This window comes from Agromyces cerinus, assembly GCF_016907835.1.
Lineage (GTDB): Bacteria > Actinomycetota > Actinomycetes > Actinomycetales > Microbacteriaceae > Agromyces > Agromyces nitratus.
On record NZ_JAFBCT010000001.1, the window covers coordinates 3528499 to 3555113 of the forward strand.

A 26615-nucleotide genomic window follows, 5' to 3' on the forward strand; every position below is an offset into this window, starting at 1 on the left:
GCGTGAACTCGGGTCTCGTCGTCGCCGTCAGCCCGACGAGCGCCGACGAGCGCCCACCAGCGCCGCGGCCCCGAGCACGAGGCAGAGCGGCCGGTAGAAGCGTGCGTCGAGCGTGCGGAACCGTTCGCTCGGGTCCGGCAGGCCGAGCGCCTTGCCGGCGAGGACGCCACCGGCCGCGGCTCGGGAGAGGAGTGCCACCCCCGCAACGCGCCGGGCGAGCACGGCGATCGGGCGATCGCCGAGCGCTCCGCCGGCGACGATGCCGGCCACGGTCGCCGTCGCCGCCACCGCCGCGGTCGCGACGGGCGCAGGCTGGGCGGAGGTCGATCCGACCGTCGCGTCCGCCAGCTCGGCTCGGCTCTTCGCGGGCCAGCTCGCGCCGCTCGCCCAGATGGCATGCAGCACGCCGACGCTCACGAGTCCGACGGCCGCGACCGCCCTCGACGCCAGCACCATCCCGGAAGCTCTTCGCACGAGTCCCACCCTATTCGTGCTCGTGCGAGGCATCCCCCTACGGAGTGGTCCAGGTGGCGGGCGGCTTCGCCTGCTTGTACAGCCAGGTCTGGAAGAAGTCGTCGAGGTCTGTGCCCGAGACCTCCTCGAAGACCGCCTGGAAGTCCTCGGCCGTGCCCGCCGAGTCGTCGTAGCGCTCGAGCCAGAGCCGCGTGCCGGCGAAGAAGGTGTCGTCGCCGAGCTCGACGCGGAGCGCGTGCAGGGTGCCGGCGCCGCGGTCGTAGACCGGGCCCTGGAACAGACCGAGCGGGCCCGGGTCGCCGATCTGGAGGTCCCAGTACTCGTCGCCGGGATCCTCGGACTCGTACCAGTCGTCGTACGACTCCTGCACGGTCGCGCCGCCGTCGCTCTCGTCCCACATCCAGGACGCGTACGTCGCCCAGCCCTCGTTGAGCCAGATGTCCTGCCAGCGTTCCGGGCTGACCGTGTTGCCGAACCACTGGTGGGCGAGTTCGTGCGCCACGGTGCCCTCGTTCGCCGAGCGCGAGTAGACCGGACGGGTCTGCGTCTCGAGTGCGTAGAAGACGGTGTCGTCGTCGACGATCGAACCGTAGGCAACGAACGGGTAGCCCCCGAAGTACTGCTCGTAGAAGTCGATCATCTCGACTTGGCGCGACAGGCTGGCGTTCGTGGTGGCGAGCCGAGCGGCGGTCAGCTTCGTGTCGACCGCGTCGATGATCGGCACACCGCTCGCCGAGAAGTAGGTGTCCCGCACGTCGAAGTCGCCCACCGACGCGGTCGTGAGGTAGCTGGCCTGCTGGTCGGGCGCGTCCCAGAACCAGGTGGTCCAGCCGTCGGCCGTCACTTCGGGCTTCGGCTGCACGCCGTTCGCCACGGCGGCCTTGCCCTCGGGCACGGTGATCTCGAAGCTGTAGCTGGCCTTGTCGGTCTGGTGGTCGCTGACGGGGTACCAGGTCATCGAGCCCTCTGGCTCGCTGACGACCATGGCGCCGTCGCGCGTGGTCACCCAGCCGTAGAGCGCCTCCTCGATGTCGAGCGGCCGCGTCGTCGGGCCTCCGTACTCCACGACCACACGGGCGGTCTGGCCCGCCTTGAGCTTCGGACGGGGCTGCACGGTGAGCTCCCAGACGCGTTCCTCGTCGTTCTGCACGTGCCAGTACGCGGCCCCGTCGACGACGGCCCCGGTCGCCGGCGGCGTGACGGATGTCGCGGGCTTGCCGTTCACCGTCAGCGAGCTGACCGTCATGCCGCGGAGGTCGAGGTTGAATCGGTCGAGGTCCTGCGTGGCGACGAGGTCGATCGTGGCGGTGCCCTCGAACTGCCCGACGAGCGGCGCAGGAGAGGCTGCGGGCGGCGTGTAGGTGACGCCGAGGTCGTAGTGCTGCACGTCGTAGCCGCCGTTGCCGGCGTTCGGGAAGTACGCGTCGCCCGCACCCTGCGCGCCCGCGGTGTAGCGCGGCCCGTTCGGTGATCCGGGCGCCGCGACGGCCCCAGTCGCACCGAGGCCCCCGACCACCGCGAGTGCGACCGTCAGGCCGCCCACCAGTTGCATTCGTCTCCGGTTCACGATCGCTTCCCCTCGTCGTCTCCACGTGGAACGCCTGCGCGAAACTCTAGGGACGGGCGAACCGCTCCGGTAGCCCCCGGCCGGGAATACTGGGCTTCGGCTGTGAGTTGAGTCAAGTACACTCAAGTTTCACCGCCTCGACTTGACACGTTCACGGGGTGTTGAGAAGCTTGAGTCGGCAAGGCTCAAGTCTTGCCTCAGGTACTTCGGTTGCGGGCCAGCAAGGGTCGGACCGGTATCCGGCTCGTTGTTCGATGCGTCGTGCGGTGCTCCCGCGCGGCCCGGGCACACGGGCGGGGAGAAGGAGAAACACATGTCACGTGCAGTAGGAATCGACCTCGGCACCACCAACTCGGTCGTCGCGGTCCTCGAGGGCGGCGAGCCCACGGTCATCGCGAACGCGGAGGGTCTGCGCACCACTCCGTCGGTCGTCGCATTCACGAAAGACGGCGAGGTGCTCGTCGGCGAGACCGCGAAGCGCCAGGCCGTCACCAACGTCGACCGCACCATCGCGTCGGTCAAGCGCCACATGGGCACCGACTGGAAGACCGACGAGATCGACGGCAAGCAGTACACGCCCCAGGAGATCTCGGCGCGCATCCTGCAGAAGCTGAAGCGAGACGCCGAGCAGTACCTCGGCGACACCGTCACCGACGCCGTCATCACCGTTCCCGCGTACTTCAACGACGCCGAGCGCCAGGCCACGAAGGAGGCCGGCGAGATCGCGGGCCTCAACGTGCTCCGCATCATCAACGAGCCCACCGCGGCCGCACTCGCGTACGGCCTCGACAAGGGCAAGGAAGACGAGCTCATCCTGGTCTTCGACCTCGGCGGCGGCACGTTCGACGTGTCCCTCCTCGAGGTGGGCAAGGACGACGACTTCTCGACGATCCAGGTGCGCGCGACCGCCGGCGACAATCGCCTCGGCGGCGACGACTGGGACCAGCGCATCGTCGACTGGCTCATCAAGAAGTTCAAGGAGTCGACCGGCGTCGACGTCTCGAACGACAAGATCGCCAAGCAGCGCCTGAAGGAGGCCGCTGAGCAGGCCAAGAAGGAACTGTCCTCGAACCTGAAGGCGTCCATCCAGCTGCCCTACCTCTCGCTCACCGAGAACGGCCCCGCGAACCTCGACGAGACGCTCACCCGCGCCGAGTTCGAGAACATGACGAGCGACCTGCTCGACCGCACCAAGAAGCCGTTCGAAGACGTCATCCGCGAGGCGGGCGTCAAGCTCTCCGACATCGCGCACGTCGTGCTCGTCGGTGGATCGACGCGCATGCCCGCGGTCAGCGAGCTCGTGAAGAAGGAGACCGGCCAGGAGCCCAACAAGGGCGTCAACCCCGATGAGGTCGTCGCCGTCGGCGCCGCCCTCCAGGCGGGCGTCCTCAAGGGCGAGCGCAAGGATGTCCTCCTCATCGACGTCACCCCCCTCAGCCTCGGCATCGAGACCAAGGGCGGCATCATGACGAAGCTCATCGAGCGCAACACGGCCATCCCGACCAAGCGCAGCGAGACCTTCACGACCGCCGACGACAACCAGCCGTCGGTCGCGATCCAGGTCTTCCAGGGCGAGCGCGAGTTCACCCGCGACAACAAGCCGCTCGGCACCTTCGAGCTCACCGGCATCGCGCCGGCGCCGCGGGGCATCCCGCAGATCGAGGTCACGTTCGACATCGACGCCAACGGCATCGTGCACGTGTCCGCGAAGGACAAGGGCACCGGCAAGGAGCAGCGCATGACGATCTCGGGCGGCTCGAGCCTCCCGAAGGACGACATCGAGCGCATGGTGCGCGAGGCCGAGGAGCACGCCGCCGAAGACAAGGCGCGTCGCGAGTCGGCTGAGACCCGCAACCAGGCCGAGCAGCTCGTCTACTCGATCGAGAAGCTCATCAAGGACAACGAAGACAAGCTCCCCGCTGACGTCAAGTCCGAGGTGCAGGGCGACGTCGACGCGCTGAAGACCGCGCTCGCGGGCGACGACGACGAGGCCGTGAAGTCGGCCTTCGAGAAGCTCAACGCATCGCAGGGCAAGCTCGGCGAGGCGATCTACGCGCAGAGCCAGCAGGCCGATGCCGCAGCCGCGGCCGGCGAAGACGCGAACGCGTCGGGTGCAGAGGGCGACCAGTCCTCCGACGAAGACGTGGTCGACGCCGAGGTCATCGACGACGAGGAAGAGAAGAAGTAGCCATGGCAGACGAGAAGGAGACTCCCGAAGTCCCCGACCCCGACGCCGGTGCCACCGACGAGGTGACGGATGCCGCGGCATCCGTCACCCCCGAGGGGCAGGCCCCTGAGGCCGACGACGACGAGGTGCTCACGGTCGACGACATCCTGAACGCGGCGAACGCCGAGGTGCAGGATCCGAGCGACGAGCACCTGGCCGACCTCAAGCGCATCACTGCGGAGTACGCCAACTACCGCAAGCGCACCGAGGCGAACCGCGAGCTCGAGCGCGAGCGCGCAGTCGGCGCGGCAGTGGCCGTGCTGCTGCCCGTGCTCGACGACCTCGACCGTGCCGAGAAGCACGGAGACCTCGAGGGCGACGCTCCGTTCGCGACCATCGCGGCGAAGCTGCGCGGCTCGGTCGAGAAGCTCGGCCTCTCGTCGTTCGGCGAGGTCGGCGAGCCGTTCGACCCGCAGCGGCACGAGGCGATCTTCCAGCAGCCGTCGGCCGACGTCGAGATCGACACGATCGCCGACGTCGTCGAGACCGGGTACACCCTCGGCGGCACGCTGCTCCGCGCAGCGAAGGTCGTCGTGAAGACCCCGCAGTAGACCCGACTCGGCCGGCCCGCGGCATCCGTTCGCGGATGTCGCGGACCGGCCGACACGGTTTTCAGACAGACTCAAGACAGACTTCAGACAGATACGAGAGAGGAGGTGCCGGTGGCCAGTCAGGATTGGTTCGACAAGGACTTCTACAAGGTGCTCGGCGTCTCCAAAGACGTGAGCGACGCGGAACTCAAGAAGACGTACCGCAAGCTCGCACGCAAGTACCACCCCGACTCCAACCCCGGTGACGCTGCCGCCGAGGCGAAGTTCAAGGAGATCAGCGAGGCGCACTCCGTGCTCGCCGACCCCGAGCAGCGCAAGGAGTACGACGCCGTGCGGGCCATGGGCTCCGGCGCTCGATTCACCGCGCCCGGCGGCGCCGGCGGCAACGGCGGCTTCGAAGACGTCTTCGGCGGCATGTTCGGCCAGGGCGGCGGAGGCCGCGGCCAGTCGTACACGTTCCAGCAGGGTGGCGACTACGACGACCTGCTCGGCGGGCTCTTCGGCGGCGGCCGCTTCGGCCAGCCGACGGGCGGCTACCGCGGCGCCGGCGGCCCCACCAAGGGGCGGGATGTCACGGCGACGACGACGCTCGACTTCGTCACCGCCACCAAGGGCGACCAGATCACCCTGCAGACCGCCGAGGGCAAGCCGATCACGGTGCGCATCCCGGCGGGTGTCGCCGACGGGCAGAAGATCCGCCTGCGGGGCAAGGGCCAGCCCTCGCCTGACGGCGGTGAGCCCGGCGACATCGTGCTGACGGTGACGGTGCGCAAGCATCCGGTCTTCGAGCGCGATGGCCTGAATCTCAGGGTCACCGTGCCCGTCACGTTCACCGAGGCGGCGCTCGGCGCGACCGTCGAGGTGCCGACGCTCGGTGGCGACCCCGTGAAGGTGCGGGTCGCTCCCGGTACGCCGAGCGGCCGGGTGCTGCGGGTCAAGGGCCGCGGCGTGAAGACGTCGAAGGGCACCGGAGACCTCCTCGCGGTCGTGCAGGTCGCCGTTCCCTCGCACCTCTCGAAGGAGGCGGAGGCGAAGCTCGAGGAGTTCGCCGCGCTGCTGCCCGACGAGAACCCCCGCGACGACCTGCTCGCGAAGGCGAAGGGCTAGGCCGTGGAGATGAACGAGAGGAGCCCGCTCTTCGTCATCTCCGTTGCGGCCGAGCTCGCGGGCATGCACCCGCAGACGCTGCGGCAGTACGACCGGCTCGGGCTCGTCTCGCCGACCCGCACCGCGGGCAAGTCGCGGCGCTACTCGATGCACGACGTCGTGCAGCTCCGCGAGATCGCCCAGCTCTCGAGCGAGGGCGTGAGCCTCGAAGGCATCCGCCGGGTACTCGGCCTCGAAGACGAGGTCGCGACCCTGCGCGCCCGCGTGCGCGAACTCGAGGGCGCGCTCGCCGACGAGATGCTGAACCGCCCGGGCCGTCGCGTCTTCGCGGCCGGTTCGGCCGGCGAGGTCATCTCGATGAAGGCCGGCACCCGCGTGCGCCGTGAGAACGCGGTCGTCGTGTGGCGCCCGCTGGAACGCGAGTGATCGCCGCTCCGGCGGCTCCTCCCTCCGCGGCAGTCGCGCGGTCCGCGGGACCGGTCGGCGTCTGGGCGCTGCCGCTCATCACCCTCGGCTTCGTGATCGGCGTGCTGCCCGCGCTCGTCTTCGTCGGCGTGCTCGTCGTCTTCACTGCCGTCGGCCTCGTCACGGGCGGCCTCGGCGGCGCCGCACTCGTCGGCTTCCTCGCGACGCTCGTCGGAGGCGGTGTGCTCGCTGAGCAGCCGTGGCTCGTCATCCTGCCGATGCTCATCGGCGTCGCCGCATTCACCGCGGGCATCATCGGCAGCGTGACGGCACTGCGCCGCCGCGGCATCCCGGCACCGAACGCGGTGACCTGGTCTGCGGCGGCCATCGGTCTCGTGCTCCAGCTCCTCGTCAACGGAGCCGTCTACTTCGCCGTGCTCGTCGTGGCGTTGCTGATCGGCCCCGGACCGGTCGGCCTCGTCTTCTTCGGCGGCGAGCCCGTGCCGCTCACGATCTTCGTGCTCCTCGCGATCGTCGCGACCGCCGGGCTCGGCTGGCTGCTCTGGTCGCTCTTCGGGCGGGCGTTCGGCCGTCGGACGGCTGCTCAGCGACCCCAGGCGGAGGCCGGCGCCTCGATGACCTCGTAGGGGCGCGAGCTCCAGTGGGTGCCGTAGCCGTAATGGCTCGACGCCCACGCCGATGCCCAGATCGCCTGCGCGGTGGCATCGGCCGAGTCGCCGCTGGCGAGCGCCGCATCGACCTCGGGGTAGCGACCCGACTGCAGGTTCTCGGCGGCGTAGTACGCGGCCTCGACGAGGGTCGGGTAACTGCCGAGACCAGATCCGCCGCCGGAGCCCTGCCCGTTGTTCAGCGGGTTGTTGCGGTTCCACCAGTTGTCGGCGCCGTTCTCCTGACGCATCCACCGCATCATGAAGGTGACGTTCTCTTCAGTCAGCGGCCACTCGCCCTCGACGAGCACGAGCTTGGCCCAGTCGACGTTCGTGCCGCCGGCGACGAGCGTCTGCGCGCCGGTGGTCGCGACGTACGACTCGTGCGAGACGGTCGGGGCGGAGACATCCGACGCGACCCTGAGGTCTTGCACCTCGCCGAGGTGCGGTGCATCCGCCGCGGCGAACGGCAACAGGCCGCCGGGCTGCGGCAACGGTGCGAGGGCGAGCCCGGCGAGCAGGCCGAGCACCGAGAGCGTGGCGGCTGCGGTGAGCGATCGGCGGCGCGGACGCGCGCTTCTCGCCGTCGATCGCCGGGGACGCGTCACGGGCGTCGCGACCTCATGTCGCGCCGCCCGTCGTCCCCCGGCCCGTGCGTCCTGCATGCGGCACCGAGGGTAGCAAACCCAGCAGGGAGCCGCACCCAGCGAGGAAACGGCGGGAGGTCGCGGCTCGAGCACTGCAGTGCCGCCAGCCGACCGACCACGGTGCCGCCGAACTCAGCGGATGCCGGTGGTCGCGGCGACGGGAGACCCGGCCAAGCGCCGCGCGAGCCGGCGACGCCGGAACCACTTGTCGCCCTCGACGACGACCAGGAGGATCAGCGTCAGCCCGATGCACTCCAGCCACTGCCAGCCCGTCAGCGACACCGTGCCGAGCATCCGCTGGAGCACGCCGATCTCGGTCGACGCGATGATGAGCAGGACCGGCCAGACCAGGATCTTCGCCACGGCCGCGATGGGCGCCAGCAGGCCCGACTCGGGCGTGCGGCGCATGAGCAGGGCGCTCAGCACGGTGGCGAAGCCGAGCACGACGTAGGCCATCGTCATCGACGCGGTCGGCTCGACCGGGCTCGGGGCGTCGGGCCCCCAGAGCAGCGGCACGAGGGCGATCAGGAAGATGACGGCGCCGTAGACGAGCCATTCCACGAGCGACACGGGGTTCACGACGCCGACCTTCGGATCGCGCGGCGGGTGGTTCATGATGCCCGGCGGGTTCGCGTCGGCGGCGATCGCGAACACCGCGAACAGGGCCACGAAGAAGTTGATGAACAGCACCTGGGCGGGGAACAGCGCGACGCCCTCGGCGATCGAGAACGCGCTCGCGGCGAGGAACAGCATGATCAGGCTGAGGAGCTGCGTCATCTGGAAGCGCAGGTACGCAGTGATCTTCGAGTAGACGATGCGGCCGATCTCGACGGCGTGCACCAGGGTCGCGAAGTTGTCGTCGGTGAGCACGAGCTTCGCGGCCTGCTTCGTCACCTCGGATCCGGATCCCATCGCGACGCCGATGTTGGCCTGCTTGATCGCCGCCGCGTCGTTCACGGCGTCGCCGGTCATCGCGACGATGGCGCCGTCGGCCTGCAGGAGGCGCACCAGCCGCAGCTTGTCGTCGGGCGTGACCCGGCCGAACACGTGCAGGTCGGGCAGGCGACCCGCCAGCTCGACGTCGTCCATCTGCTTGAGGTCGGCGCCGCTCACGGCCCCGGTGCCGAGTCCGAGCTCCGCGCCGATCGCCCCGGCGGTCACGGCGTGGTCGCCGGTGATCATGCGCACGTCGATGCCGGCGTTGTGCGCCACCGCGACCGCGTCCTTCGCCTCGGTGCGCAGCGGGTCGACGATGCCGACGATGCCGATGAGCACCAGGTCGGAGACCCAGCTCATCGGGTCGGCCGCGATGCGGCCCTCATCGCCGTCGTCGAGGAACCGTGCGGCGATCGCGAGCGTGCGGAGGCCGGTGGCCGACATGCGCTCGAGCTCCGTGGTGGCCGAGTCGGATGCCACGGGCACGACCTCGCGCTTCTCGTCGAGCATCGTCGTGCAGCGGCCGAGCACCACGTCGGGTGCGCCCTTCACGATGAGCACGAGCCGCTGCTCGCCGCGGAAGGGGATGCGCTGCAGGGTCGCCATGAACTTGTAGTCGGAGTCGAACGGCACCTCGGCGAGCCGGGGGTAGTCCTTGCGCGCCTGATCGGCGTCGATGCCGAGCCTCGCGGCGAGCACCACGAGCGCGGCCTCGGTGGGGTCGCCCACGACCTCGCCGTCGGCCGACACCGTCGCGTCGTTCGGCAGGCCGATCGCGAGCCCGAGCGTCGGCGCGTCGAGCGGTTCGTCGGACGTGCCGAGCACGCTGCCCTCGAACGAGTAGCCCTCGCCGGTGACCCGGTAGGTGCTGCCGCCGAGCCACGCGGTGCGCACCGTCATCTTGTTGAGGGTGAGGGTGCCCGTCTTGTCGGAGCAGATCGCGCTCGTCGCGCCGAGCGTCTCGACGTCGTTCAGCGACGTGACGATCGCACGCTCCTTCGCGAGCTTCGAGGCGCCCCACGCGAGCAGGCTCTGCACGAACACCGGCAGGCCGGTCGGGATCGCGGAGATCGCGACGGCCGTGGCGAGGAAGAGCAGCTCGTCGAGGCTCTGCCCGCGGGCGAAGCCGATGATGACGATGACGAGCACGGCGCTCCACGCGATGATGCCGAGCACCTTCGTGAGTCCGTCGAGCTCGAGCTGCAGGGGCGACTTCTTGTCGCCGACCTGCGTGAGCAAGGAGGCGATGCGACCCATCTGGGTGCGCATGCCGGTCTCGACGACGACGATGCGCGCCGTGCCGCGGGTGACGGAGGTGTTCTGGAACACCATCGACGTGCGGTCGGCGAGCGCGGTGCCCGCGGTGTTCTCGGCCGGACCCTTCGGAATGGGCAGGGACTCGCCGGTGAGCGAGGACTCCTGCGTCTCGAGGTTCGCCGACCGGAGGATCCGTCCGTCGGCGGGCACGAGATCACCGGATTCCAGCTCGACGATGTCGCCGGGCACGAGCCCCGTCGCGTCGATCTGGAGCAGGACGCCATCGCGGATGACCCGTGCCTTCGGCGTCTGCAGCTTCGCGAGCGCGTCGACGCTGCGGCGGGCCTTCACCTCCTGCTGGGTGCCGGTGATGACGTTGAACAGCACCAGGACCGCCACGATGATCGCCGTCGTGACCTGCCCGATGAGCAGCGACACGATCGTCACCGCGATGAGCATGAGCGTCATGAGCTCGAGCACCTGGCTGAGCGCGATGCGCCAGACGTTCGGCGGCGGTGCGCTGTGCAGCGCGTTGGGCCCGGCCTCCGCCAGGCGCTTCGCCGCCTCTGCCGCGGGGAGCCCGCGTGACGGTTCGGTCTTCGCCTGCGCGATCACGTCGTCGGGGGCGAGCGCCCACCATTCGACGGCGTGCTCCTGCGGCGCGCTGTGCTGAGTTTCGATGGTCAAGGCGGACCCCCAGAAGTCATGTCGACATTCGACAGGCTAGTCCGGCGGATGCTGCGAACGGGAGAGGAAGATGACATCGATTCGACGCGTCGTACCCTTGGGGGATGCCGATCGACCTCGACGCCCTGCGGCGTCACCCCGATGTCGAAGGTCCGGGGCTCGAGGCATCGGATGCCGCGGACCGGTTGATCCTCGACGAGGCCGCTGCGCTGATCGGCGAGGCGGGGCCGGGGGAGATCGTCGTGATCGACGACTCGTACGGGGCGCTCGCGCTCGCCGCAGCCGACGCCGGCGCGCGAGGCATCCGCGTGCACCAGGACCTCGTGACGGGGGAGCGGGCGCTCGCCGCCAACGCGGGCCGGTTCGGCCTCGAGGGCGAGGTGCGCTCGCTTCCGCTCGGCCCCGAGCTCGTCACGGGCGCTCGGCTCGTGCTCATGCGCCTGCCGCGCTCGCTCGACCGGCTCGACGAGGTGGCGGAGCTCATCGCGGCGCACGCGGACCCCGCGGTCGTGGTCGTCGCGGGCGGCCGGATCAAGCACATGTCGCTCGCGATGAACGACGTGCTCGGTCGCCGCTTCGGGCGGGTCGACGTGAGCCGCGCCCGACAGAAGTCGCGCGTGCTGCTTGCGCGTGATCCGGGCGGCACGACGCCCCAGACGGCCGAGACGGCACCCGGCTGGCCGCGCAGCACGCGACACGACGACCTCGGCCTGACGGTCGTCGCGCACGGCGGCGTCTTCGCCGGGACCGGGGTCGACATCGGCACCCGGTTCCTGCTCGCACAACTGGGCGACGCGGTTCCCGATGCTGACACCGCCGTCGACCTCGCGTGCGGCACGGGCGTCGTGGCGTCGTGGCTCGCGCGAACGCGACCCGGGCTGCAGGTCACCGCGACCGATCGTTCGGCATCGGCTGCGGCATCCGCTCGACTGACTGCGGCGGCCAACGGGGTCGCCGACCGCGTGCACGTCACCCGGGCCGACGGCCTCGAAGGGCTCGCCGACGCGAGCGAGCGCCTCATCGTGCTGAACCCGCCGTTCCACAGCGACGCGGCGATCTCGACCGGCATCGCCGCGCACCTCTTCGCCGACGCGGCGCGCGTGCTCGCCCCCGGCGGCGAGCTCTGGTGCGTCTGGAACTCGCACCTCGCCTATCGGCCGCTCCTCGAGCGGGTCGTCGGGCGCACCCGGCAGATCGCCCGGAACCCGAAGTTCACGGTCACGGCCTCACGGAGGGCCGCGACATGACCGAGGAGGCACCTGTCGTGACCGGTCAGCCCGGAGGGGCCGGCCGGGAGCACGAGCGGCAGCTCACCACGGTCGAGCGGGCCCTCGACCGCGGCGCGCATCGCCTGCTCGCGGGAGCGTCGGAACGCGGCATCCGTGCCGGGCTCATCGAGTTCCTCGTGTTCGGCGCGAAGCAGGCCTGGGCCTGCGTCTTCGGCGCCGCCCTGCTCGCCGTGATCGTCGCCGCCCGGCTCTGGTACCCCGACGACGCGGCGCTCGCGCGCAATGACGCCCTCACGATCGCCGCCGTCGTGATCCAGGTCGTGATGGTCGCGACGCGGCTCGAGTCGGGGCGCGAGCTCTGGGTCATCGTGCTGTTCCACATCACGGGCACGGTCATGGAGATCTTCAAGACCGACGTCGGCTCGTGGTCGTACGACGGAGACGGCGTGCTGCGCATCGCCGGCGTGCCGCTCTTCACGGGCTTCATGTACGCGGCCGTCGGGTCGTACATGGTGCGGGTCTACCGGCTCTTCGACCTCGGGTTCACGCGGTACCCGCGGCGCTGGCTCACGGTCGTCGTCGCAGCGGCGATCTACGCGAACTTCTTCACGCACCACTTCATCATCGACCTGCGCTGGGTGCTCGTCGCGGCGGTGGTCGTGGTGTGGTGGCCGACCGTCATGCACTTCCGGGTCTGGCGGCGCACCCCGCGCATGCCGGTGCTCCTGAGCTTCGTGCTCGTCGCCCTCTTCATCTGGTTCGCCGAGAACATCGGCACGTGGGCGGGTGCCTGGCTCTACCCCGACCAGCTCGACGGCTGGCACCTCGTGTCGCCGTCGAAGCTCGTGTCCTGGTTCCTGCTGATGATCATCTCGGTGGTGCTGGTCACGCTCGTGTACCCGCCCCGCCCGCCGGCATCGGCCGACGCCGACGCCGACGCCGACGGGGTGCGGGCGGGCGCACATCGTGTCAGGCTTGGAGCATGACCTCGACGCTCGAGCAACTCGACACCGAAGACGCCGTGCGCGCTTCGGTCGAGCTGCCCTGGCGCACGGTCGTGTGGGACGACCCCGTGAACCTCATGACCTACGTGAGCTACGTCTTCCGCAGCTACTTCGGGTTCCCGCGTGCCGAAGCCGAGCGGCTCATGCTGCTCGTGCACACCGAGGGCCGCGCTTACGTGGCGACCGGCAACCGGGAGGCCATGGAGCGCCACGCCCAGGCGATGCACGGCTACGGCCTGCAGGCCACCGTCGAACGGGTCGAGCCGTGATCGTCGCGGGGCTCGGGGGCGGCGAGGGCGTGCGCATCGTGCTCGAGACCGAAGAGGCGATGCTGCTCTCGGAGCTCGCCGACCAGGTCGACTCGGTGCTGCTGCTCGGCGAGGCCGACGACCCTGCCCTCGGCCGGCTGCTGCCGAACGCGTACCCCGACGATCACGATGCCGCGCACGACTACACCCGCTACACGCGCGACAGCCTCGTCGACGGCAAGCGCCAGGCCGCCCAGCGGGTGCGCGACGCCACCGCGGTCGAGGAGCACGGCGGTGTCGTGCAGATCGAGCTCGACCAGTCCGAGGCGTGGGGCTGGCTGACCTTCCTCACCGACCTGCGGCTCATCCTCGCCGAGCGGGTCGGCATCGTCGACGAAGACGAGGCCGATGCCGACGAGACGCGCGACGACTACCTGCGCGCGGCCTACGAGTGGGCCGGGTTCGTGCAGGGCTCGATGCTCGAGGTGCTCGACCCCATCAAGGGCTGAGCGGCGCCGTCGGCGGGTCGTGCTTGGGCGGCGACCCCGATCGCTGGCATGCTGATGCCGAATCACCGTCGTCGTCGGCACAGCCGGAACCGCACGCGGTGCGCATCTCGAGGAGTGCCAGTGAGCCGAAACACCGCGACCATCGCGCCGCCGCCGCAGCCGGCGTCGATCACGATCGCCCCGACGTCGATCGGGCGGGTGCTGCGGCATCCGGCGGCGAACGCCGAGTCGCTCGAGTCGATCGCACTGCTCATCGGCGCGGCGGTCTTCGTCATCGGTGGATCGGTCGCCTGGTTGGTGTTCATGGGCAAGGACCTGCCGATCGCCGGCCAGGGCTCGCTCGGCGAGTTCGTCGCGTTCGGCTCGGCGGTCGCCACCCTCATCGCCTTCCTCCTCGGCCGTCTCGCGCTGCGCACGCGCAGCGCCGCGGGCTTCGCCGATGCCGTGCTGCCGGGCCTCGACGCGCCCGGCGCGCGCATCCACTGGTTCGACCTCACCGCCATCGCACTGGCCCACGCCTTCATCGCGCTGCTCGGCTGGATCGGCCTCGCCGACCTGCTCGAGCAGAGCTTCCAGGGCGCGGTCGTCTTCACGATCCCCGGCGCCGTGCTCGCGGGCGTCGGCATGGCCGTCACCGCCTACGCAGTGTTCCTCTCCGCGGCGCACCTCACGCCGATGCTGCTCTCGTTCGTGCTCGCCCTCTTCCTCGTGGTGGGTGCGCTGGCGAGCATGCTGAGCTCGAGCGATCCGCTCTGGTGGCAGATGAACCTGAGCGCGCTCGGCATGACCAACGACATCTCGGCGCTCGCGTTCAACCTGACCCTCATCATCGCCGGCGTGATCGTCACGACGATCGCGCGCTATGCGACGGCCGCGGTGCCGACGACGACGCGCGCCGAGCTGCGCGGTCGCAATGTCGTGCGCGTGGGCCTGATCCTGATCGGCATCTTCCTGGCCTGCGTCGGCATCTTCCCGGTCGACCGGTTCTTCGAAATCCACAACACGGTCGCCACCGGCATGGCGATCGCCTTCGCGGTGCTCGTGATCGGACTGCGCTGGTTCATCCCGTCGATGCCGAAGGTGTTCATCCTGCTCGGCTACGTCTACGTCGGCGTGATCGTCGTGCTCGCCGTCTTCTTCGCGACGGGGTACTACAACCTCACCGCGGTCGAGCTCGTCGCGGCGGTGCTGATCTTCAGCTGGATCATCGTCTTCCTCCGCAACACCGGCGCCATGCACGGGCAGTCGACGACGGATGCCGCGGCGACGCCGATCCCGGAGAAGTCGCGGGTGGTGTCGCCGCAGCCGTAGGCGCCGCCGCGCTCTGCGGAGCCCGCTCAGCGGAGCCCGCGGAAGAAGGTGCGGATGTCGCCGACGAGCAGGTCGGGGACCTCCATCGCCGGGAAGTGGCCCCCGCACTCGAACTCGGACCAGTGCACCACGTTGTTCTCGCGCTCGGCGACCCCGCGGATTCCGAAGTCTCCCGGGAACACCGCGACCCCTGAGGGGACACGGCTCGGCGGGGTCTCCTGTCCCCAACTGGCGCGCCCCTCGCGGTAGAGCCGGGCGGCCGACGTCGCGGTGCCCGTGAGCCAGTAGACGCTCACGTTCGTGAGCAGCTGGTCGAGGTCGACGGCGTCCTCGGGCAGCTCGGCTGCGGGGTCGGTCCACTCCGCGAATCGCTCGACGATCCACGCGAGCTGAGCGGCGGGCGAATCCGAGAGCCCGACTCCGATCGTCTGCGGCCGCGTCGACTGGATGATCGCGTAGCCGGCGCCCTCCTCCAGCTGACGCTGCATGGCGGCGAGCCGGGCCTGCTCGGCGTCGCTCATCGCCGCGAACTCCGCAGGATCCCCCGAGGGGAAGCCGAGACCGCCGTTCACGTGCACGCCGATGACGTGCTCCGGTGCGAGCCTTCCGAGCATCGGCGAGATCACCGCGCCGGTGTCGCCGCCCTGGGCGCCGTAGCGCTCGTAGCCGAGCCGTTCCATGAGCTCGACCCACGCGCGGGCGATCCGCGACATGTCCCAGCCGGTCTCGTGGGTCGGGCCCGAGAAGGCGAACCCGGGCATCGACGGGGCCACGACGTGGAAGGCGTCGGCGGGGTCGCCGCCGTGGGCGCGCGGGTCGGTGAGCGGTCCGATGATCTGCATGAACTCGACGATCGAACCCGGCCACCCGTGCGTGATGAGGAGCGGCATGGCATCGGGCTCGGGGGAGCGCACGTGCAGGAAGTGCACGTTCTGGCCGTCGATCGTCGTCGTGAACTGCGGGAACCCGTTGAGCGCCGCTTCGTGCTCGCGCCAGTCGTACGTGGTTCGCCAGTGGTCGGCGAGCCCCTGCAGGTAGCCGGTCGGCGTACCGTACGACCAACCGACGCCCGGCAGCTCGTCGGGCCAGCGCGTGTCGGCGAGACGGCGGTTCAACTCGTCGAGCTGCGCCTGGGGGATGTCGATGCGGAAGGGCCGGATCTCGGTGCTGTCGTGAGTCATGCCACCGACCCTACGGACCCATCCGGTCAGTTCTCGTCCGGTATCCGAAGCTCGCCGCACGAGGCGCTGCGGACGCGAAGAGGGTCGGATGCCGAAGCATCCGACCCTCTCAGCTGCAGGTCTGGAATCAGACGGTCTGCGTGGGGTGCGCGAGCGCCTTGGCCTTCAGGAGGTCGAACTCCTGCTGGGTGATGCTGCCGGAGTCGAGCAGGGCCTTGGCCTTCGCGATCTCATCGGACGGGCTGGCGGAGCCGGCGGTCTGACGGATGTACGCGTCGGTCGCGGCCTGCGCCTGCTTGTACTCCTTCTGCGAGCGCTCGGCCATGCTGTTGCCGCGGGCGATCAGGTACACCAGCGCGGTGATGAACGGCACGAAGATCAGGAAGATGATCCACACCGCCTTCCACCAGCCGTTGAGCTTCTGGTCGCGGAACAGGTCGCCGATGATCGCGAAGAGCGCGAAGAGGTAGGCGATGAACGCGAACGCCCAGATGAACCACCAGATCAGCTCCCAGAAATTTTCCCAAAAACTCATGTGCGTGTGCAGCCTTTCACTGTGAATGAACGCCCCCCATAGAGCGCCGCTGAGGCGAACCTATCGCGCGGCACGGTCGCGCGTCCAGATGGCGCGCGGGCGGTCGCTCGCGCGGGTGTCGGCCGGCATCGACGGCGTGCATCCCTGCGGCGAGGCACCCGCGCCGGTACTCTCGCATCGGGAGGGGAACGTGGCGGACTGGGTGGCATCGCTCGACATCGATGGATGGAGCCTCGGCTTCGCCCTGCTCACGGCGATCGCGACCTGGGTGCTCGCCGTGCTCGCCCGCAAGGGCACCCGCAGCCTCCTCGCCAAGGTGCCCGCGCTCACTCCGGCGGTGCAGACGCTCATCGTGCGAGTTGTGAACTACGGCATCATCCTGCTCGGTGTCGGCATCGCGCTCAGTTTCTTCGGTGCGTCGATCCAGCCGCTCATCGCCGTCGCGCTCATCGTCGGCGTCGTGCTCGTGCTGGTGCTGCGCGGCATCGCCGACAACTTCGCCGCGGGCGTGGTGCTGCAGACCCGCCGGCCGATCGCGATCGGCGACGAGATCGAGAGCGACGGCACGGTCGGGATCGTGCAGGAGCTCAACGGCCGCGCGGTCGTGGTGCGCACGGTCGACGGGCAGACGGTGCACCTGCCGAACGCCGAGGTGCTCCAGAACCCGCTCGTCAACAACTCCGCCCACGGCGCTCGCCGCAGCACCGTCGAGGTGCGCGTCGCGACCGGAACCGCGACGCCCTCTCTCGACGAGGTCTGCGCCGTCGCGATCGACGCCGCCGCCGCCGCCACGGGCGTGCACCGCCACGAGCCGCTCGTCGTGCGCACCATCGCGCGCACCCCGACGCGCACGGTGCTCCACCTCCAGGTCTGGCACCACCCCCTGCACGGCGTCGCCGTGCGCTCCGCGGTCGTCGATGCCGTCGCCGACGCGCTGGCCTCCCATTCGTTCGACGCCGTGGTGACGAGCGACGTGCCCGCCACGCCCCTCACCCCCGCAGACAGGATCTGATCGTGAGCCTCGCCACCCCGCCGCGCGACCCCGCGGTCACCCCCAAGCGCCTGCTCCTCCTCGCCATTCCGGCGCTCGCGATCGGCGTGATCTCCGCGCTCATCCTCTTCGGGCTCGACCGGCTCGCCGCCGTGCTGCAGTCGGCGCTCTGGGATGCGTTGCCCGATGCACTCGGCGTCGACCCGTCGGGCTGGTGGATCGTGCTCGTCCTGACGCTCACCGGGCTCGCGGTGGGGCTCGTGCTGCGGTTCGTGCCGGGGCACGGCGGCCCCGACTCGGCGACCACCGAGCTCGTCGAGGAGCCGCAGCCGCTCAAGAACCTGCCCGGCCTGCTCATCGTGACGGTGCTCGCCCTCGCCGGAGGTGTGAGCCTCGGCCCAGAGAACCCGATCATCGCCGTCAACACCGCGCTCATGGTGGCGCTCATTGCACGACTCATCCCGTCGGTGCCGAAGCAGCTCACGGTGCTGCTCGCCGCGTCGGCCACGATCGGCGCTCTCTTCGGAACACCGGTGGCCGCCGCACTCGTCTTCACCGGCATCGTCGCGGCGCTGAAGTCGGGCGGGGCGCTGTGGGACCGCCTGTTCCTTCCACTCGTCGCCGCCGGCGCCGGTGCGTTCACGATGCGTCTCGTCGGCGCGCCGATCTTCTCGTTCTCCCTTCCGCCCTACGGTGCGCCGCAGGCGCTCGACCTCCTCACCGGCGCGATCGTCGCGACCGCAGCCGCGGTCATCGGGCTCGCGATGCTCGCGGCGTTCCCGATCATCTACCGGGCGATGCACTCGCTCCGGCATCCGGTGCTCATCGCCACGGCCGGCGGGTTGCTCCTCGGACTCCTGGGCCTGCTCGGCGGCCCGATCACGATGTTCAAGGGGCTGGAGGAGATCGGCGACCTGCTCGAGGACCCGACCGCCTACGACGCGCCGCAACTCGCCGCGATCGCGGGCATCAAGATCCTCGCGCTGCTCATCGCGGCGAGCTCCCTGTTCCGCGGCGGTCGCGTGTTCCCCGCCACGTTCATCGCGGTGGCGCTCGGCATGCTCGGGCACGCGCTGATCCCGTCGCTTCCGCTCGGCCTCGCCGTCGGCTGCGCGATCGTCGGCGTGCTGCTCGTCGTGACCCGCGACGGCTGGATCGCGATCTTCGTGGGCGTCGCCGTCGCCGGCGACATCACGATCCTGCCGATGCTCTGCGTGATCGTGCTGCCGGCCTGGCTCCTCGTCACGGGCGCGCCGGAGTTCCGGATCCTGCCGCCGAAGAAGGACCCTGAGGCCGCACCGACCCCCTCGGCGCCCGCCGGCGCCGACTGACGGCGCTGACACGACGCGGTGCGAGGCGAGCGGCGCCGGGAGGCATCCGCTCGCTAGTGTCGTTGTGAGCAAACGGAGGGGGACCGGTGCAGAAACCGCTGGCAGGACTCAGCAGGAGGAACGTCGTACGCGAACTGACCGCGGGCGTCACCCTGCTCGCGATCGCGATCCCGCTGAACATCGGCTACGCGCAGATCGCCGGTCTGCCGCCGACCGCCGGCCTGTACGCGCTCATCGTGCCGACCGTCATCTACGCGCTGGTGGTCTCGTCGCGACAGCTGGTCGTGTCACCGGATGCCGCGGCCGCCGCCCTCGTCGCCTCGTCCCTCGGCGGGCTCGCGACCGCCGGCAGCGCCGACTACTCGACACTGGCGCTCGCGCAGGCGATCATCTGCGGCATCCTCTTCGTGTTCATGTCGGTCTTCAAGCTCGGCTTCATCGCGAACTTCCTGTCGAAGCCGATCCTCGTCGGCTTCGTCGGCGGTCTCGCGCTCGACATCCTCGTGAGCCAGATCGCGAAGATGCTGGGCGTGAAGATCGACTCGGGCGGCGAGTTCGTCGACAAGGTCGGCGGGCTCGTGACCGGACTCGGCACGACCAACCCGTGGTCGCTCGTCATCGCGGCGCTCTCGGTCGCGGTGCTCATCGTCGGCCAGCGATACCTGCGGCTCGTGCCGTGGGCGCTCATCGTGCTCGTCGTCGCGACGATCGCGGTCGTGCTCGCCGATCTCGACGACGCCGGTGTCGACGTTCTGGGCGAGGTGCCGGCAGGTCCGCCCGCGTTCACCTGGCCCGTCATCGACTGGTCGATGTGGCTCATGCTCGTGCCGTCGGCGATCGCGCTCACGATGGTGACGACGGCCGAGGGCCTGCTCGTCTCCCGTTCCTATGGCGAGAAGCGCAACTACTCGACGCGGCCGAACCGCGACCTCTTCGCCTTCGGCCTCGGCAACATCGCCGCCGGCGCGAGCGGCAGCTTCGCCATGGGATCGTCGACCTCGCGCACGGCGGCGATGGACCAGGCGGGTTCGCGCACGCAGCTGCCGTCACTCGTGCTCGCCGTCGGCACGCTCCTGCTGCTGCTCTTCGGCACCGCCCTGCTCGCCGACATCCCGTCGCCCGCGATCGGCGCCATCGTCGGCGTCGCGATCCTGCCGCTGCTCGGCATCAAGGACTTCCGCATGCTGTGGAGGGTCGACCGCTTCGAGTTCGCGGTCGCCGCCGTCTGCTTCCTCGTGACGCTCTTCGTCGGATCGATCCCCGGCATCCTCGTCGCGTTCGTGCTGGCGCTCATCAACCTCGCGAAGCGGGCGGCGAACCCGCCGATCGACGTGCTCGCCGCCGGCGACTCGCCCACGCAGTCGCTCCTCGGCGAGGCGCCCCCCGGCACCATGACGGCGCCGGGCGTGATCGTCATCCGCCTCGCTGCGCCGCTGTTCTTCGCGAACGGCTCGGTCTTCGACGACGCCGTGAAGAAGGCCGTGAAGGCCGTGCCCGAGGGTACGGTGCAGCACGTCGTCATCGACATGGAGGCCGTCACCGACGTCGACGTGACGGGTGCCGAGAGCTTCACGGCGCTCGTCGCCTGGCTCGACGCCCGCAGCATCGAGCTCGGGTTCAGCCGCGTGCGGCCCGACGCCAGGGAGCGGCTGACCGATCTCGGCCTGCTCGGCGACCGCCGCATCTTCGACACCAACCGAGCCGCGATCGCGGTGCTCTCGAGCGCACCGCAGCAGCAGTAGACGACGGCGGCATCGCCGCCAGACAGGAGTACACACATGGGCGAGGTCATCGGCGGCATCCTGCCGCTCGCACTCGGCATCGCGATCAGCCCGATCCCGATCATCGCGGCGATCCTCATGCTGCTCTCGCCGAAGGCGAAGGGCACGAGCGTCGGCTTCATGCTCGGCTGGGTGCTCGGCATCGTCGTCGCGGTCGTCGTGTTCACCCTGCTCGCCTCGATCATCCCCGCGGCGGACCCCGATGCCTCGAAGCCGATCGCCGGCGTGATCAAGCTCCTCCTCGGCGCGGGCCTGCTCTTCCTCGCTCTGAAGCAGTGGCGCGGGCGACCGAAGGACGGCGAGGCGGCGGCGCTGCCGAAGTGGATGTCGGCGATCGACTCGATGACCACGATGCGCGGAGCGGTGCTCGGCTTCCTGCTCTCGGCCGTCAACCCGAAGAACCTCCTCATGGCGGCGGGCGCGGGCGTGCTGATCGGCACCGCGGGCCTGAACGGCGGCGAGATCACGCTCGTCATCGTGATCTTCGTGATCATCGCCGCATGCTCGGTCGCCGTGCCCGTGATCGCGTACCTCCTCGCCTCCGAGAAGATGGCGGGCCCGCTCGAGTCGCTCCGCGGCTGGCTCGTGCAGAACAATGCGACCGTCATGGCGGTGCTGCTCCTCGTGATCGGCGTCGTGATGATCGGCAAGGGCATCGGAAGCTTCTGATGACGGATGCCGCGGGGCCGAACCCCTCCGCCACCGAGGCGCCGGTCGGGGAGCCGGCCGAAGCCCCGGCCGAAGCCCTGAGCGGGGCACCGGCAGCGCCGACGGCCACGGACGTCGCCGAGCCCGTGCAGGCGCGGCCTCCCGCGGCCGAGCCGCCCTCGCCGCCGGCCCGTGCCACCGCGGGCGGCCTCGCCCACGGCACCCGAGTGCTCATCACGATCGCCGCCGCATGCATCGTCTTCGCCGGGGTCTGGTTCGCCCGCGACATCCTCGCCCCCGCCGCGGTCGCCGCGGTCGTGGTGATCATCGCCCACCCGGTGCGCCGGCCGCTCGAGCGTCGGGGCTGGCCGAGCTGGCTCGCGACGACCGCGGTGATCGTCGTCGCGTACCTGATCCTCGCGATCCTCGGCACGCTGCTCGTCGTGGCCTCCGCTCAGTTCATCGGCATGCTGCCCGACTACGCCGACGAGCTGGCGACGACCGTGCAGGCCGTGTACGACTGGCTCACGTCGCTCGGCATGACGAGCGAGGCGGCCAGCTCGGCGGCCGCCGCGATCGACCCGAAGACGCTGCTCACCTTCGCTGCAGGCGTCGCCGATGCGGTGCTCGGCGCCGCGACCGCGTTCTTCTTCGTGCTGGCCTACGTCATCTTCATGGCGGCGGATGCCTCGAGCCTCAGCCGCGGCGACCGGGTCTTCGGCACCCCGGCTGGCGACCGGATCGGCGCCCGCTACTTCTCGGGCGTGCGCCGCTACTACGTCGTGAACGCGAGCTTCGGGCTCGTGGTCGCCGTGCTCGACGGCCTGTTCCTCTGGTGGATCGGCGTGCCGATCCCGATCGTGTGGGCGATCCTCGCGTTCGTCACGAACTTCATCCCGAACATCGGCTTCGTGATCGGCCTGATTCCGCCGGCGGTGCTCGCGCTCGTGGTCGGCGGGTGGCCGCTCGCCCTCGCCGTGGTGGCCGCGTACTGCGTCATCAACGTCGTGCTGCAGGTGCTCGTGCAGCCGAAGTTCGTGAGCGACGCGGTGGGGCTCAGCCTCACGCTGACCTTCTTCTCCGTCGTGTTCTGGACGCTCGTGATCGGGCCCATCGGGGCGATCCTCTGCATCCCGCTGACGCTGCTCGTGCGGGCGCTGCTGCTCGAACCCGACGAACGCTCGGGGCCGCTGCGACGGCTGTCGGGAGACCCGCATCCGGAGCGAACCTGACGTTCCGCGGGGATTCACCGCGCCGCTCTGGCGTTCGAGGCCTGCGCGCGCGTAGTCTGCAACCACGTGAGATTGGGGAGATCATGGCGGAGTTCGAATACGGCCCGGTAGAGCTGTATCTGGTGGGGTTCGAGGGCGACCGCCCAGACCCGGGCACCCTCGAGGCGATCGGCGAACTGGTCGAGGGCGGTGAGATCCGGTTGCTCGACTTCCTCGTGATCTCGCGCGAACTCGACGGCTCGGTGCTGATCACCGAATTCGATCAGGTGAGCGACGAGTACGGGTTCGGCACCGTCGAGCTCGAGGCGATCGGCCTCGTGGCCGAAGAAGACGCCCACGAACTCGGCCAGGGCATTCCGCCCGGCACCTCGGGCGCACTGCTTGCGATCGAGCTCGTGTGGGCGAAGCGGCTCGCGTCGAAGTTCGCCCAGTCGGGCGGCATCGTGTTGCAGACCGAACGAATCCCGGCGCCCGTCGTGAACGCCGCGCTCGCCGAAGCAGAAGAGGAGTAGGAAGATGCCGCTCAGAAGAATGGGACGCCCGGGACTGATCGGCATGGCCGCTCGCACCGCCGTCGTCGCCGGCACCGCCACCGCAGTCAGCGGCAGCGTGCAGCGACACCAGCAGGCGAAGGCCCAAGACCAGTACGAGCAGCAGCAGTACGAGGCGCAGCAGCAGCAGGCGCAGATGAATGCAGCGGCCCAGCAGGCCGTCGCGCAGCAGCAGGCGGCAGCACCGGCTGCTCCCGCGGCGCCGGCCGGCGGCGTCGACGTCGTCGCCGAGCTGCAGAAGCTCGCCGCGCTGCAGCAGCAGGGCATCCTCACGCCCGAGGAGTTCGCTGCCGCCAAGGCGAAGCTGCTCTCCTGACCGGCGAGGGACTGCGAGCCTCATGCGAGTCCTGTCACGGCATCCGCTCGGCTGCCGGCGCTGAGTCATGACCGTCACCCTGAGGGGACTGTCCACCGCGGTACCGGCGACGGTGCTCGTGCAAGACGAGGTGCGCGACGTGTTCGCGGCCCAGCCCGGCCTCGGCCGGCTGGGCCAGCGGATCGTCGCCACCTCGTTCAACGTCTCGGGCATCGAGCGCCGGCACTCGGTGCTCGACGAGCTGCGCTGGGACGCGCACCCCGACGACCCGGTGTTCTTCGACGCCGAGTCGGGAGAGCTGCTGCTGCCGGGCACCAAGGTGCGCAACGAGCTCTACGCCGAGCACGCGACGCGCCTCTACGTCGAGGCGGGTCGCGCCGCCATCGAGGCGACACCGGGCATCGAGGCATCCGATGTCACGCATGTCATCACCGTCTCGTGCACGGGCTTCTACGCGCCCGGCCCCGACTTCATGATCGCCCGTGACCTCGGGCTCAACCCCGGCGTCGAGCGGTACCACCTCGGGTTCATGGGCTGCTACGCGTCGATTCCAGCGCTGCGCATCGCGTCGCAGCTGGCGAAGGCGGATGCCTCGGCGGTCGTGCTCGTCGTCTCGGTCGAGCTCTGCACGCTGCACCTGCGCGCGTCGAACGACCCCGACACGATCGTGGCGTCGTCGCTCTTCGCCGATGGCGCGGGCTCGGGCATCGTGACGGCCCGGCCGACCGAACCGGGCGAGCGCGCCTTCGACCTCGACCGATTCGCCACCCGCATCACGCCGGTCGGCGAGGGCGACATGGCGTGGAAGATCGGCGACCACGGCTTCGAGATGGTGCTCTCGAACGCCATCCCGGCGATCATCGACGACCACATCACGGGGGCGCTCGAGCCGCTCTTCGCGCACGACGACGCGCTCGCGTCGGCGCTCGCGAGCGACGGTGCCTCCGACGCCGTGGAGCACTGGGCGATCCACCCGGGCGGGCGCAGCATCCTCGACAAGGTCGAGTCGCGGCTCGTGCTCACCGAGGCGCAGCTCGTGCCGGCGCGCGAGACCCTTCGCGACTACGGCAACATGTCGAGCGCGACGGTGCTGTTCGTGCTGCGCAACATCCTGCACTCGGATGCCGCCGCCGACGGCGACCGGGTCGCCGCGATGGCGTTCGGGCCGGGGCTGACAGTCGAGTCGGCACTCCTGACTGTTCGGGTGTGACGGTCGTGTTCCTCGGCGGGCCGGGATGAGGTCGCTCCGGGCGCGCGACGCCGAGGTGCAGGAGCTCATGGACGGGGCCGACGCCGACCCCGTGATGCTCGCGAAGACGTACGAGCGGTTCCGGCTCGTGAACGCCGTCGTGTCGGGGGAGCGCGCCGTGTACCTGCGATGGGTGCGGCCGCGGCTCTCGCCGGTCTGGCGAACTCGCCTGCTCGACATCGGCTCGGGCAGCGCCGACCTGCCGCGGCGCCTGCTGCGCTGGGCCGACGAAGACGGCCTGCGCCTCGAGATCACCGCCATCGACCCCGACGCGCGGGCGATGGCCTGGGCGTCGGCGCTGCCTTCGACGCCAGGCCTGACGCTCCGCCGGGCGATGAGCGGCGACCTCGTCGACGAGGGCGAGCACTTCGACCTCGTCGTCTCGAACCATGTGCTGCACCACCTCGACGGCCGCGAGTTCGGGGCGCTGCTGCGCGACAGCGAACTGCTGCTCGGCTCGGGCGGCCTCGCGGTGCACGGCGACATCGAGCGCACCCGGCTCGGCTACGCGGGCTTCTGGCTCGGCACGCTGCCGTTCGCGGGCAACCTGCTCGCGGGCTCCTACATCCGCCCCGACGGCCTCACCTCGATCCGCCGCAGCCACACCGCGGGCGAACTCGCGCCTGTGCTGCCCGACGGTTGGGCGGTGCGCCGGGCATTCCCCTCGCGGCTCGAGGTGGTCTGGGGAGCGGATGCCTGAGGCATCCGCAGGCCCGGAGCCCGACCGCGTGCATGACGTCATGCACGACGTCGTCATCGTGGGCGGCGGCCCGGTCGGGCTGCTGCTCGCGTGCCTGCTCGCGCAGCGCGGTCGTGATGTCGCGGTGCTCGAGCGGCGCACAGAGCGGTCGGGGCGCTCGCGCGCGATCGGCATCCACCCGCCCGGGCTGCGTGCGCTCAGCCGGGTCGGCCTCGAGGCCGAGGTGCGCGAGTCGGGCGTCGAGATCCGCGACGGACGCGTCACGTGCGAGGGCCGGGTGCTCGGCTCGATGTCGTTCGCGCGGGCGGGGTCGGTGTGGTCGCTGCCGCAGCTCGAGACCGAGGCGTTGCTCGAGCGCCGGCTCGCAGAGCTCGCGCCCGGCGCGCTCGCGCACGGCGTCACGGTGGGCGGGCTCCGCGACCTCGGCACGCACGTCGAAGTGACGGGCGACCGGGCCGGTGAGACCGTCGCCGTGCTCGCCCGCTACGTGGTCGGGGCCGACGGCGTGCGCAGCGGCATCCGCGATCTGGTGGGCATCGGCTGGGCGTCGAAGCCGGGCCGTGCGCATTACGTGATGGGCGATACCCGCGACGACACCGGGGAGCCGGCGACCGCGCTGCTGCACTTCGAGCCGGCGGGCGTGGTCGAGTCGTTCCCGCTGCCGGGCGGGCGTCGACGGTGGGTCGCGTGGGTGCGTCGACCGCCGCGCGAGGCCGGGCCGGCGCAGCTGGCCACGATCGTCGCCTCGCGCGTCGACGGCCGGTTCGACGCCGAGGCCGCCGCCGAGCCGAGCGTCTTCGAGGCGCGGCAGCACCTGGCCGAGCGGATGCATCGCGGCCGGGTCGCCCTCGCCGGCGACGCGGCGCACGAGATCAGCCCGATCGGCGGGCAGGGCATGAACCTCGGATGGCTCGACGCGCTGCTGCTCGACCGCGAGCTCGAACACGCGCTGGAGTCGGGCGCGCCCTACGAGGCGTTCGAGCGCTACGAGCGCGAACGTCGGTCATCGGCGTCGCGGGCGATCCGTCAGGCGGCGTTCAACATGCGGATGGGCGCGCCGGCGGCGGGTGCGCGGCTGCGGGTGCGCAACGCCGCCGTGCGCACGCTCGCCGTGCCGCCCCTGCGTGCGGTGCTCGCGCGGGCGTTCACGATGCGCTGGCTGTAGCCGAGGCATCCGCTCGCCTCGCTCGATGCCGTCTCGCGCTGGAGGACGACTTGCGCGTTAGAGGACGCCTCGCGCGTGACCTCTGACGCGCAAGTCGTCCTCCAGCGT

The 26615-nt window shown here is 70.5% G+C and carries 26 protein-coding genes; 20 read left to right on the forward strand and 6 right to left on the reverse strand.

Annotated elements, in window-relative coordinates:
• Positions 1-27: 27 nt before the first annotated feature.
• Positions 28-474: a DUF3995 domain-containing protein gene (locus tag JOE59_RS16465; protein WP_204462349.1), complete on the reverse strand. Its 447-nt coding sequence runs from the start codon at positions 472-474 to the stop codon at positions 28-30.
• Between the two features lie 37 nt (positions 475-511).
• Positions 512-2041, reverse strand: a complete 1530-nt coding sequence (locus tag JOE59_RS16470; RefSeq protein WP_307837097.1) for a M1 family metallopeptidase — start codon at positions 2039-2041, stop codon at positions 512-514.
• Positions 2042-2354: 313 nt separating this feature from the next.
• Here JOE59_RS16470 and dnaK point away from each other — a divergent pair, with 313 nt between their 5' ends.
• From dnaK to JOE59_RS16495, 5 genes are all read left to right on the forward strand, one after another.
• Positions 2355-4229 carry a molecular chaperone DnaK gene (dnaK, locus tag JOE59_RS16475; RefSeq protein WP_204462356.1) on the forward strand — a complete coding sequence of 625 codons (1875 nt, stop codon included), beginning with the start codon at positions 2355-2357 and terminating at the stop codon, positions 4227-4229.
• 2 nt (positions 4230-4231) lie between these two features.
• The gene (locus tag JOE59_RS16480) at positions 4232-4819 is read left to right on the forward strand and encodes a nucleotide exchange factor GrpE (RefSeq protein ID WP_204462358.1); all 588 of its coding nucleotides are present in this window, start codon (positions 4232-4234) and stop codon (positions 4817-4819) included.
• Between the two features lie 111 nt (positions 4820-4930).
• Positions 4931-5926: a DnaJ C-terminal domain-containing protein gene (locus JOE59_RS16485; protein WP_179551529.1), complete on the forward strand. Its 996-nt coding sequence runs from the start codon at positions 4931-4933 to the stop codon at positions 5924-5926.
• A 9-nt stretch (positions 5927-5935) separates the two neighbouring features.
• On the forward strand, positions 5936-6352 hold the full coding sequence (locus JOE59_RS16490) for a heat shock protein transcriptional repressor HspR (RefSeq protein ID WP_204462360.1): 417 nt from the start codon (positions 5936-5938) through the stop codon (positions 6350-6352).
• Positions 6349-6978: a hypothetical protein gene (locus JOE59_RS16495; RefSeq protein ID WP_204462362.1), complete on the forward strand. Its 630-nt coding sequence runs from the start codon at positions 6349-6351 to the stop codon at positions 6976-6978. Before JOE59_RS16490 ends, JOE59_RS16495 begins: the two co-directional genes overlap by 4 nt.
• Here the strand turns inward: JOE59_RS16495 and JOE59_RS16500 are convergent.
• Together JOE59_RS16500 and JOE59_RS16505 are read right to left on the reverse strand one after the other, a co-directional pair.
• Entirely contained in the window at positions 6936-7664 is a 729-nt protein-coding gene (locus tag JOE59_RS16500) for a hypothetical protein (RefSeq protein WP_239560334.1), read from the reverse strand. The genes JOE59_RS16495 and JOE59_RS16500 overlap by 43 nt on opposite strands.
• Positions 7665-7778: 114 nt before the next feature.
• Positions 7779-10526: a cation-translocating P-type ATPase gene (locus JOE59_RS16505; protein WP_204462365.1), complete on the reverse strand. Its 2748-nt coding sequence runs from the start codon at positions 10524-10526 to the stop codon at positions 7779-7781.
• A 104-nt stretch (positions 10527-10630) separates the two neighbouring features.
• Here JOE59_RS16505 and JOE59_RS16510 point away from each other — a divergent pair, with 104 nt between their 5' ends.
• The 5 genes from JOE59_RS16510 (at position 10631) to JOE59_RS16530 (ending at position 14827) form a co-directional block, all read left to right on the forward strand.
• Positions 10631-11773, forward strand: coding sequence for a class I SAM-dependent methyltransferase (locus JOE59_RS16510; protein WP_204462367.1), 1143 nt, complete (start codon positions 10631-10633; stop codon positions 11771-11773).
• Positions 11770-12741 carry a DUF817 domain-containing protein gene (locus JOE59_RS16515; protein WP_204462370.1) on the forward strand — a complete coding sequence of 324 codons (972 nt, stop codon included), beginning with the start codon at positions 11770-11772 and terminating at the stop codon, positions 12739-12741. Before JOE59_RS16510 ends, JOE59_RS16515 begins: the two co-directional genes overlap by 4 nt.
• Positions 12738-13028, forward strand: coding sequence for an ATP-dependent Clp protease adapter ClpS (gene clpS, locus JOE59_RS16520; RefSeq protein ID WP_204462372.1), 291 nt, complete (start codon positions 12738-12740; stop codon positions 13026-13028). Before JOE59_RS16515 ends, clpS begins: the two co-directional genes overlap by 4 nt.
• Positions 13025-13516, forward strand: coding sequence for a DUF2017 family protein (locus tag JOE59_RS16525; protein WP_056007400.1), 492 nt, complete (start codon positions 13025-13027; stop codon positions 13514-13516). Before clpS ends, JOE59_RS16525 begins: the two co-directional genes overlap by 4 nt.
• Positions 13517-13636: 120 nt before the next feature.
• A complete protein-coding gene (locus tag JOE59_RS16530; protein WP_307837098.1) occupies positions 13637-14827 on the forward strand; it encodes a DUF998 domain-containing protein in 1191 nt (396 codons plus the stop codon).
• A gap of 26 nt (positions 14828-14853) precedes the next feature.
• On the opposite strand, the gene JOE59_RS16535 is transcribed toward JOE59_RS16530, so the two are convergent.
• Positions 14854-16008 (reverse strand): epoxide hydrolase family protein, encoded by a 1155-nt coding sequence (locus tag JOE59_RS16535; RefSeq protein WP_204462375.1) that lies wholly within the window; start codon positions 16006-16008, stop codon positions 14854-14856.
• Between the two features lie 127 nt (positions 16009-16135).
• Positions 16136-16543 carry an SHOCT domain-containing protein gene (locus JOE59_RS16540; protein WP_179551524.1) on the reverse strand — a complete coding sequence of 136 codons (408 nt, stop codon included), beginning with the start codon at positions 16541-16543 and terminating at the stop codon, positions 16136-16138.
• 190 nt (positions 16544-16733) lie between these two features.
• On the opposite strand from JOE59_RS16540, the gene JOE59_RS16545 reads away from it, so the two are divergent.
• The 10 genes from JOE59_RS16545 (at position 16734) to JOE59_RS16590 (ending at position 26507) form a co-directional block, all read left to right on the forward strand.
• Positions 16734-17555, forward strand: coding sequence for a mechanosensitive ion channel family protein (locus JOE59_RS16545; protein ID WP_204462384.1), 822 nt, complete (start codon positions 16734-16736; stop codon positions 17553-17555).
• A 2-nt stretch (positions 17556-17557) separates the two neighbouring features.
• Positions 17558-18865: an ion channel protein gene (locus tag JOE59_RS16550; RefSeq protein ID WP_204462386.1), complete on the forward strand. Its 1308-nt coding sequence runs from the start codon at positions 17558-17560 to the stop codon at positions 18863-18865.
• Between the two features lie 86 nt (positions 18866-18951).
• On the forward strand, positions 18952-20607 hold the full coding sequence (locus JOE59_RS16555; RefSeq protein WP_204462388.1) for a SulP family inorganic anion transporter: 1656 nt from the start codon (positions 18952-18954) through the stop codon (positions 20605-20607).
• 36 nt (positions 20608-20643) lie between these two features.
• Entirely contained in the window at positions 20644-21315 is a 672-nt protein-coding gene (locus tag JOE59_RS16560) for a GAP family protein (protein WP_204462390.1), read from the forward strand.
• On the forward strand, positions 21315-22526 hold the full coding sequence (locus JOE59_RS16565) for an AI-2E family transporter (protein ID WP_204462392.1): 1212 nt from the start codon (positions 21315-21317) through the stop codon (positions 22524-22526). The genes JOE59_RS16560 and JOE59_RS16565 overlap by 1 nt, the downstream gene beginning before the upstream one ends.
• 83 nt (positions 22527-22609) lie before the next feature.
• Positions 22610-23038 carry a DUF6325 family protein gene (locus tag JOE59_RS16570; protein ID WP_204462394.1) on the forward strand — a complete coding sequence of 143 codons (429 nt, stop codon included), beginning with the start codon at positions 22610-22612 and terminating at the stop codon, positions 23036-23038.
• A gap of 4 nt (positions 23039-23042) precedes the next feature.
• Positions 23043-23393 carry an SHOCT domain-containing protein gene (locus JOE59_RS16575; protein WP_239560336.1) on the forward strand — a complete coding sequence of 117 codons (351 nt, stop codon included), beginning with the start codon at positions 23043-23045 and terminating at the stop codon, positions 23391-23393.
• Positions 23394-23460: 67 nt separating this feature from the next.
• Positions 23461-24603 (forward strand): type III polyketide synthase, encoded by a 1143-nt coding sequence (locus JOE59_RS16580; RefSeq protein ID WP_204462397.1) that lies wholly within the window; start codon positions 23461-23463, stop codon positions 24601-24603.
• A gap of 25 nt (positions 24604-24628) precedes the next feature.
• Complete coding sequence (locus JOE59_RS16585; RefSeq protein WP_204462399.1) at positions 24629-25342, forward strand: methyltransferase domain-containing protein; 714 nt, start codon at positions 24629-24631, stop codon at positions 25340-25342.
• The gene (locus tag JOE59_RS16590; protein ID WP_204462401.1) at positions 25335-26507 is read left to right on the forward strand and encodes an FAD-dependent oxidoreductase; all 1173 of its coding nucleotides are present in this window, start codon (positions 25335-25337) and stop codon (positions 26505-26507) included. Before JOE59_RS16585 ends, JOE59_RS16590 begins: the two co-directional genes overlap by 8 nt.
• The last annotated feature ends 108 nt before the right edge of the window (positions 26508-26615 follow it).

Bases quoted from the DNA above. Each gene is read 5' to 3' on its own strand.
- JOE59_RS16590 (WP_204462401.1), top strand. From the start codon at position 25,335: ATGCCTGAGGCATCCGCAGGCCCGGAGCCCGACCGCGTGCATGACGTC.
- JOE59_RS16540 (WP_179551524.1), bottom strand. From the start codon at position 16,543: ATGAGTTTTTGGGAAAATTTCTGGGAGCTGATCTGGTGGTTCATCTGG.
- clpS (WP_204462372.1), top strand. From the start codon at position 12,738: ATGACCTCGACGCTCGAGCAACTCGACACCGAAGACGCCGTGCGCGCT.
- JOE59_RS16480 (WP_204462358.1), top strand. From the start codon at position 4,232: ATGGCAGACGAGAAGGAGACTCCCGAAGTCCCCGACCCCGACGCCGGT.
- JOE59_RS16510 (WP_204462367.1), top strand. From the start codon at position 10,631: ATGCCGATCGACCTCGACGCCCTGCGGCGTCACCCCGATGTCGAAGGT.
- JOE59_RS16575 (WP_239560336.1), top strand. From the start codon at position 23,043: ATGCCGCTCAGAAGAATGGGACGCCCGGGACTGATCGGCATGGCCGCT.
- JOE59_RS16570 (WP_204462394.1), top strand. From the start codon at position 22,610: ATGGCGGAGTTCGAATACGGCCCGGTAGAGCTGTATCTGGTGGGGTTC.
- JOE59_RS16490 (WP_204462360.1), top strand. From the start codon at position 5,936: ATGAACGAGAGGAGCCCGCTCTTCGTCATCTCCGTTGCGGCCGAGCTC.
- dnaK (WP_204462356.1), top strand. From the start codon at position 2,355: ATGTCACGTGCAGTAGGAATCGACCTCGGCACCACCAACTCGGTCGTC.
- JOE59_RS16580 (WP_204462397.1), top strand. From the start codon at position 23,461: ATGACCGTCACCCTGAGGGGACTGTCCACCGCGGTACCGGCGACGGTG.
- JOE59_RS16500 (WP_239560334.1), bottom strand. From the start codon at position 7,664: ATGCAGGACGCACGGGCCGGGGGACGACGGGCGGCGCGACATGAGGTC.
- JOE59_RS16515 (WP_204462370.1), top strand. From the start codon at position 11,770: ATGACCGAGGAGGCACCTGTCGTGACCGGTCAGCCCGGAGGGGCCGGC.
- JOE59_RS16560 (WP_204462390.1), top strand. From the start codon at position 20,644: ATGGGCGAGGTCATCGGCGGCATCCTGCCGCTCGCACTCGGCATCGCG.
- JOE59_RS16565 (WP_204462392.1), top strand. From the start codon at position 21,315: ATGACGGATGCCGCGGGGCCGAACCCCTCCGCCACCGAGGCGCCGGTC.
- JOE59_RS16585 (WP_204462399.1), top strand. From the start codon at position 24,629: ATGAGGTCGCTCCGGGCGCGCGACGCCGAGGTGCAGGAGCTCATGGAC.
- JOE59_RS16535 (WP_204462375.1), bottom strand. From the start codon at position 16,008: ATGACTCACGACAGCACCGAGATCCGGCCCTTCCGCATCGACATCCCC.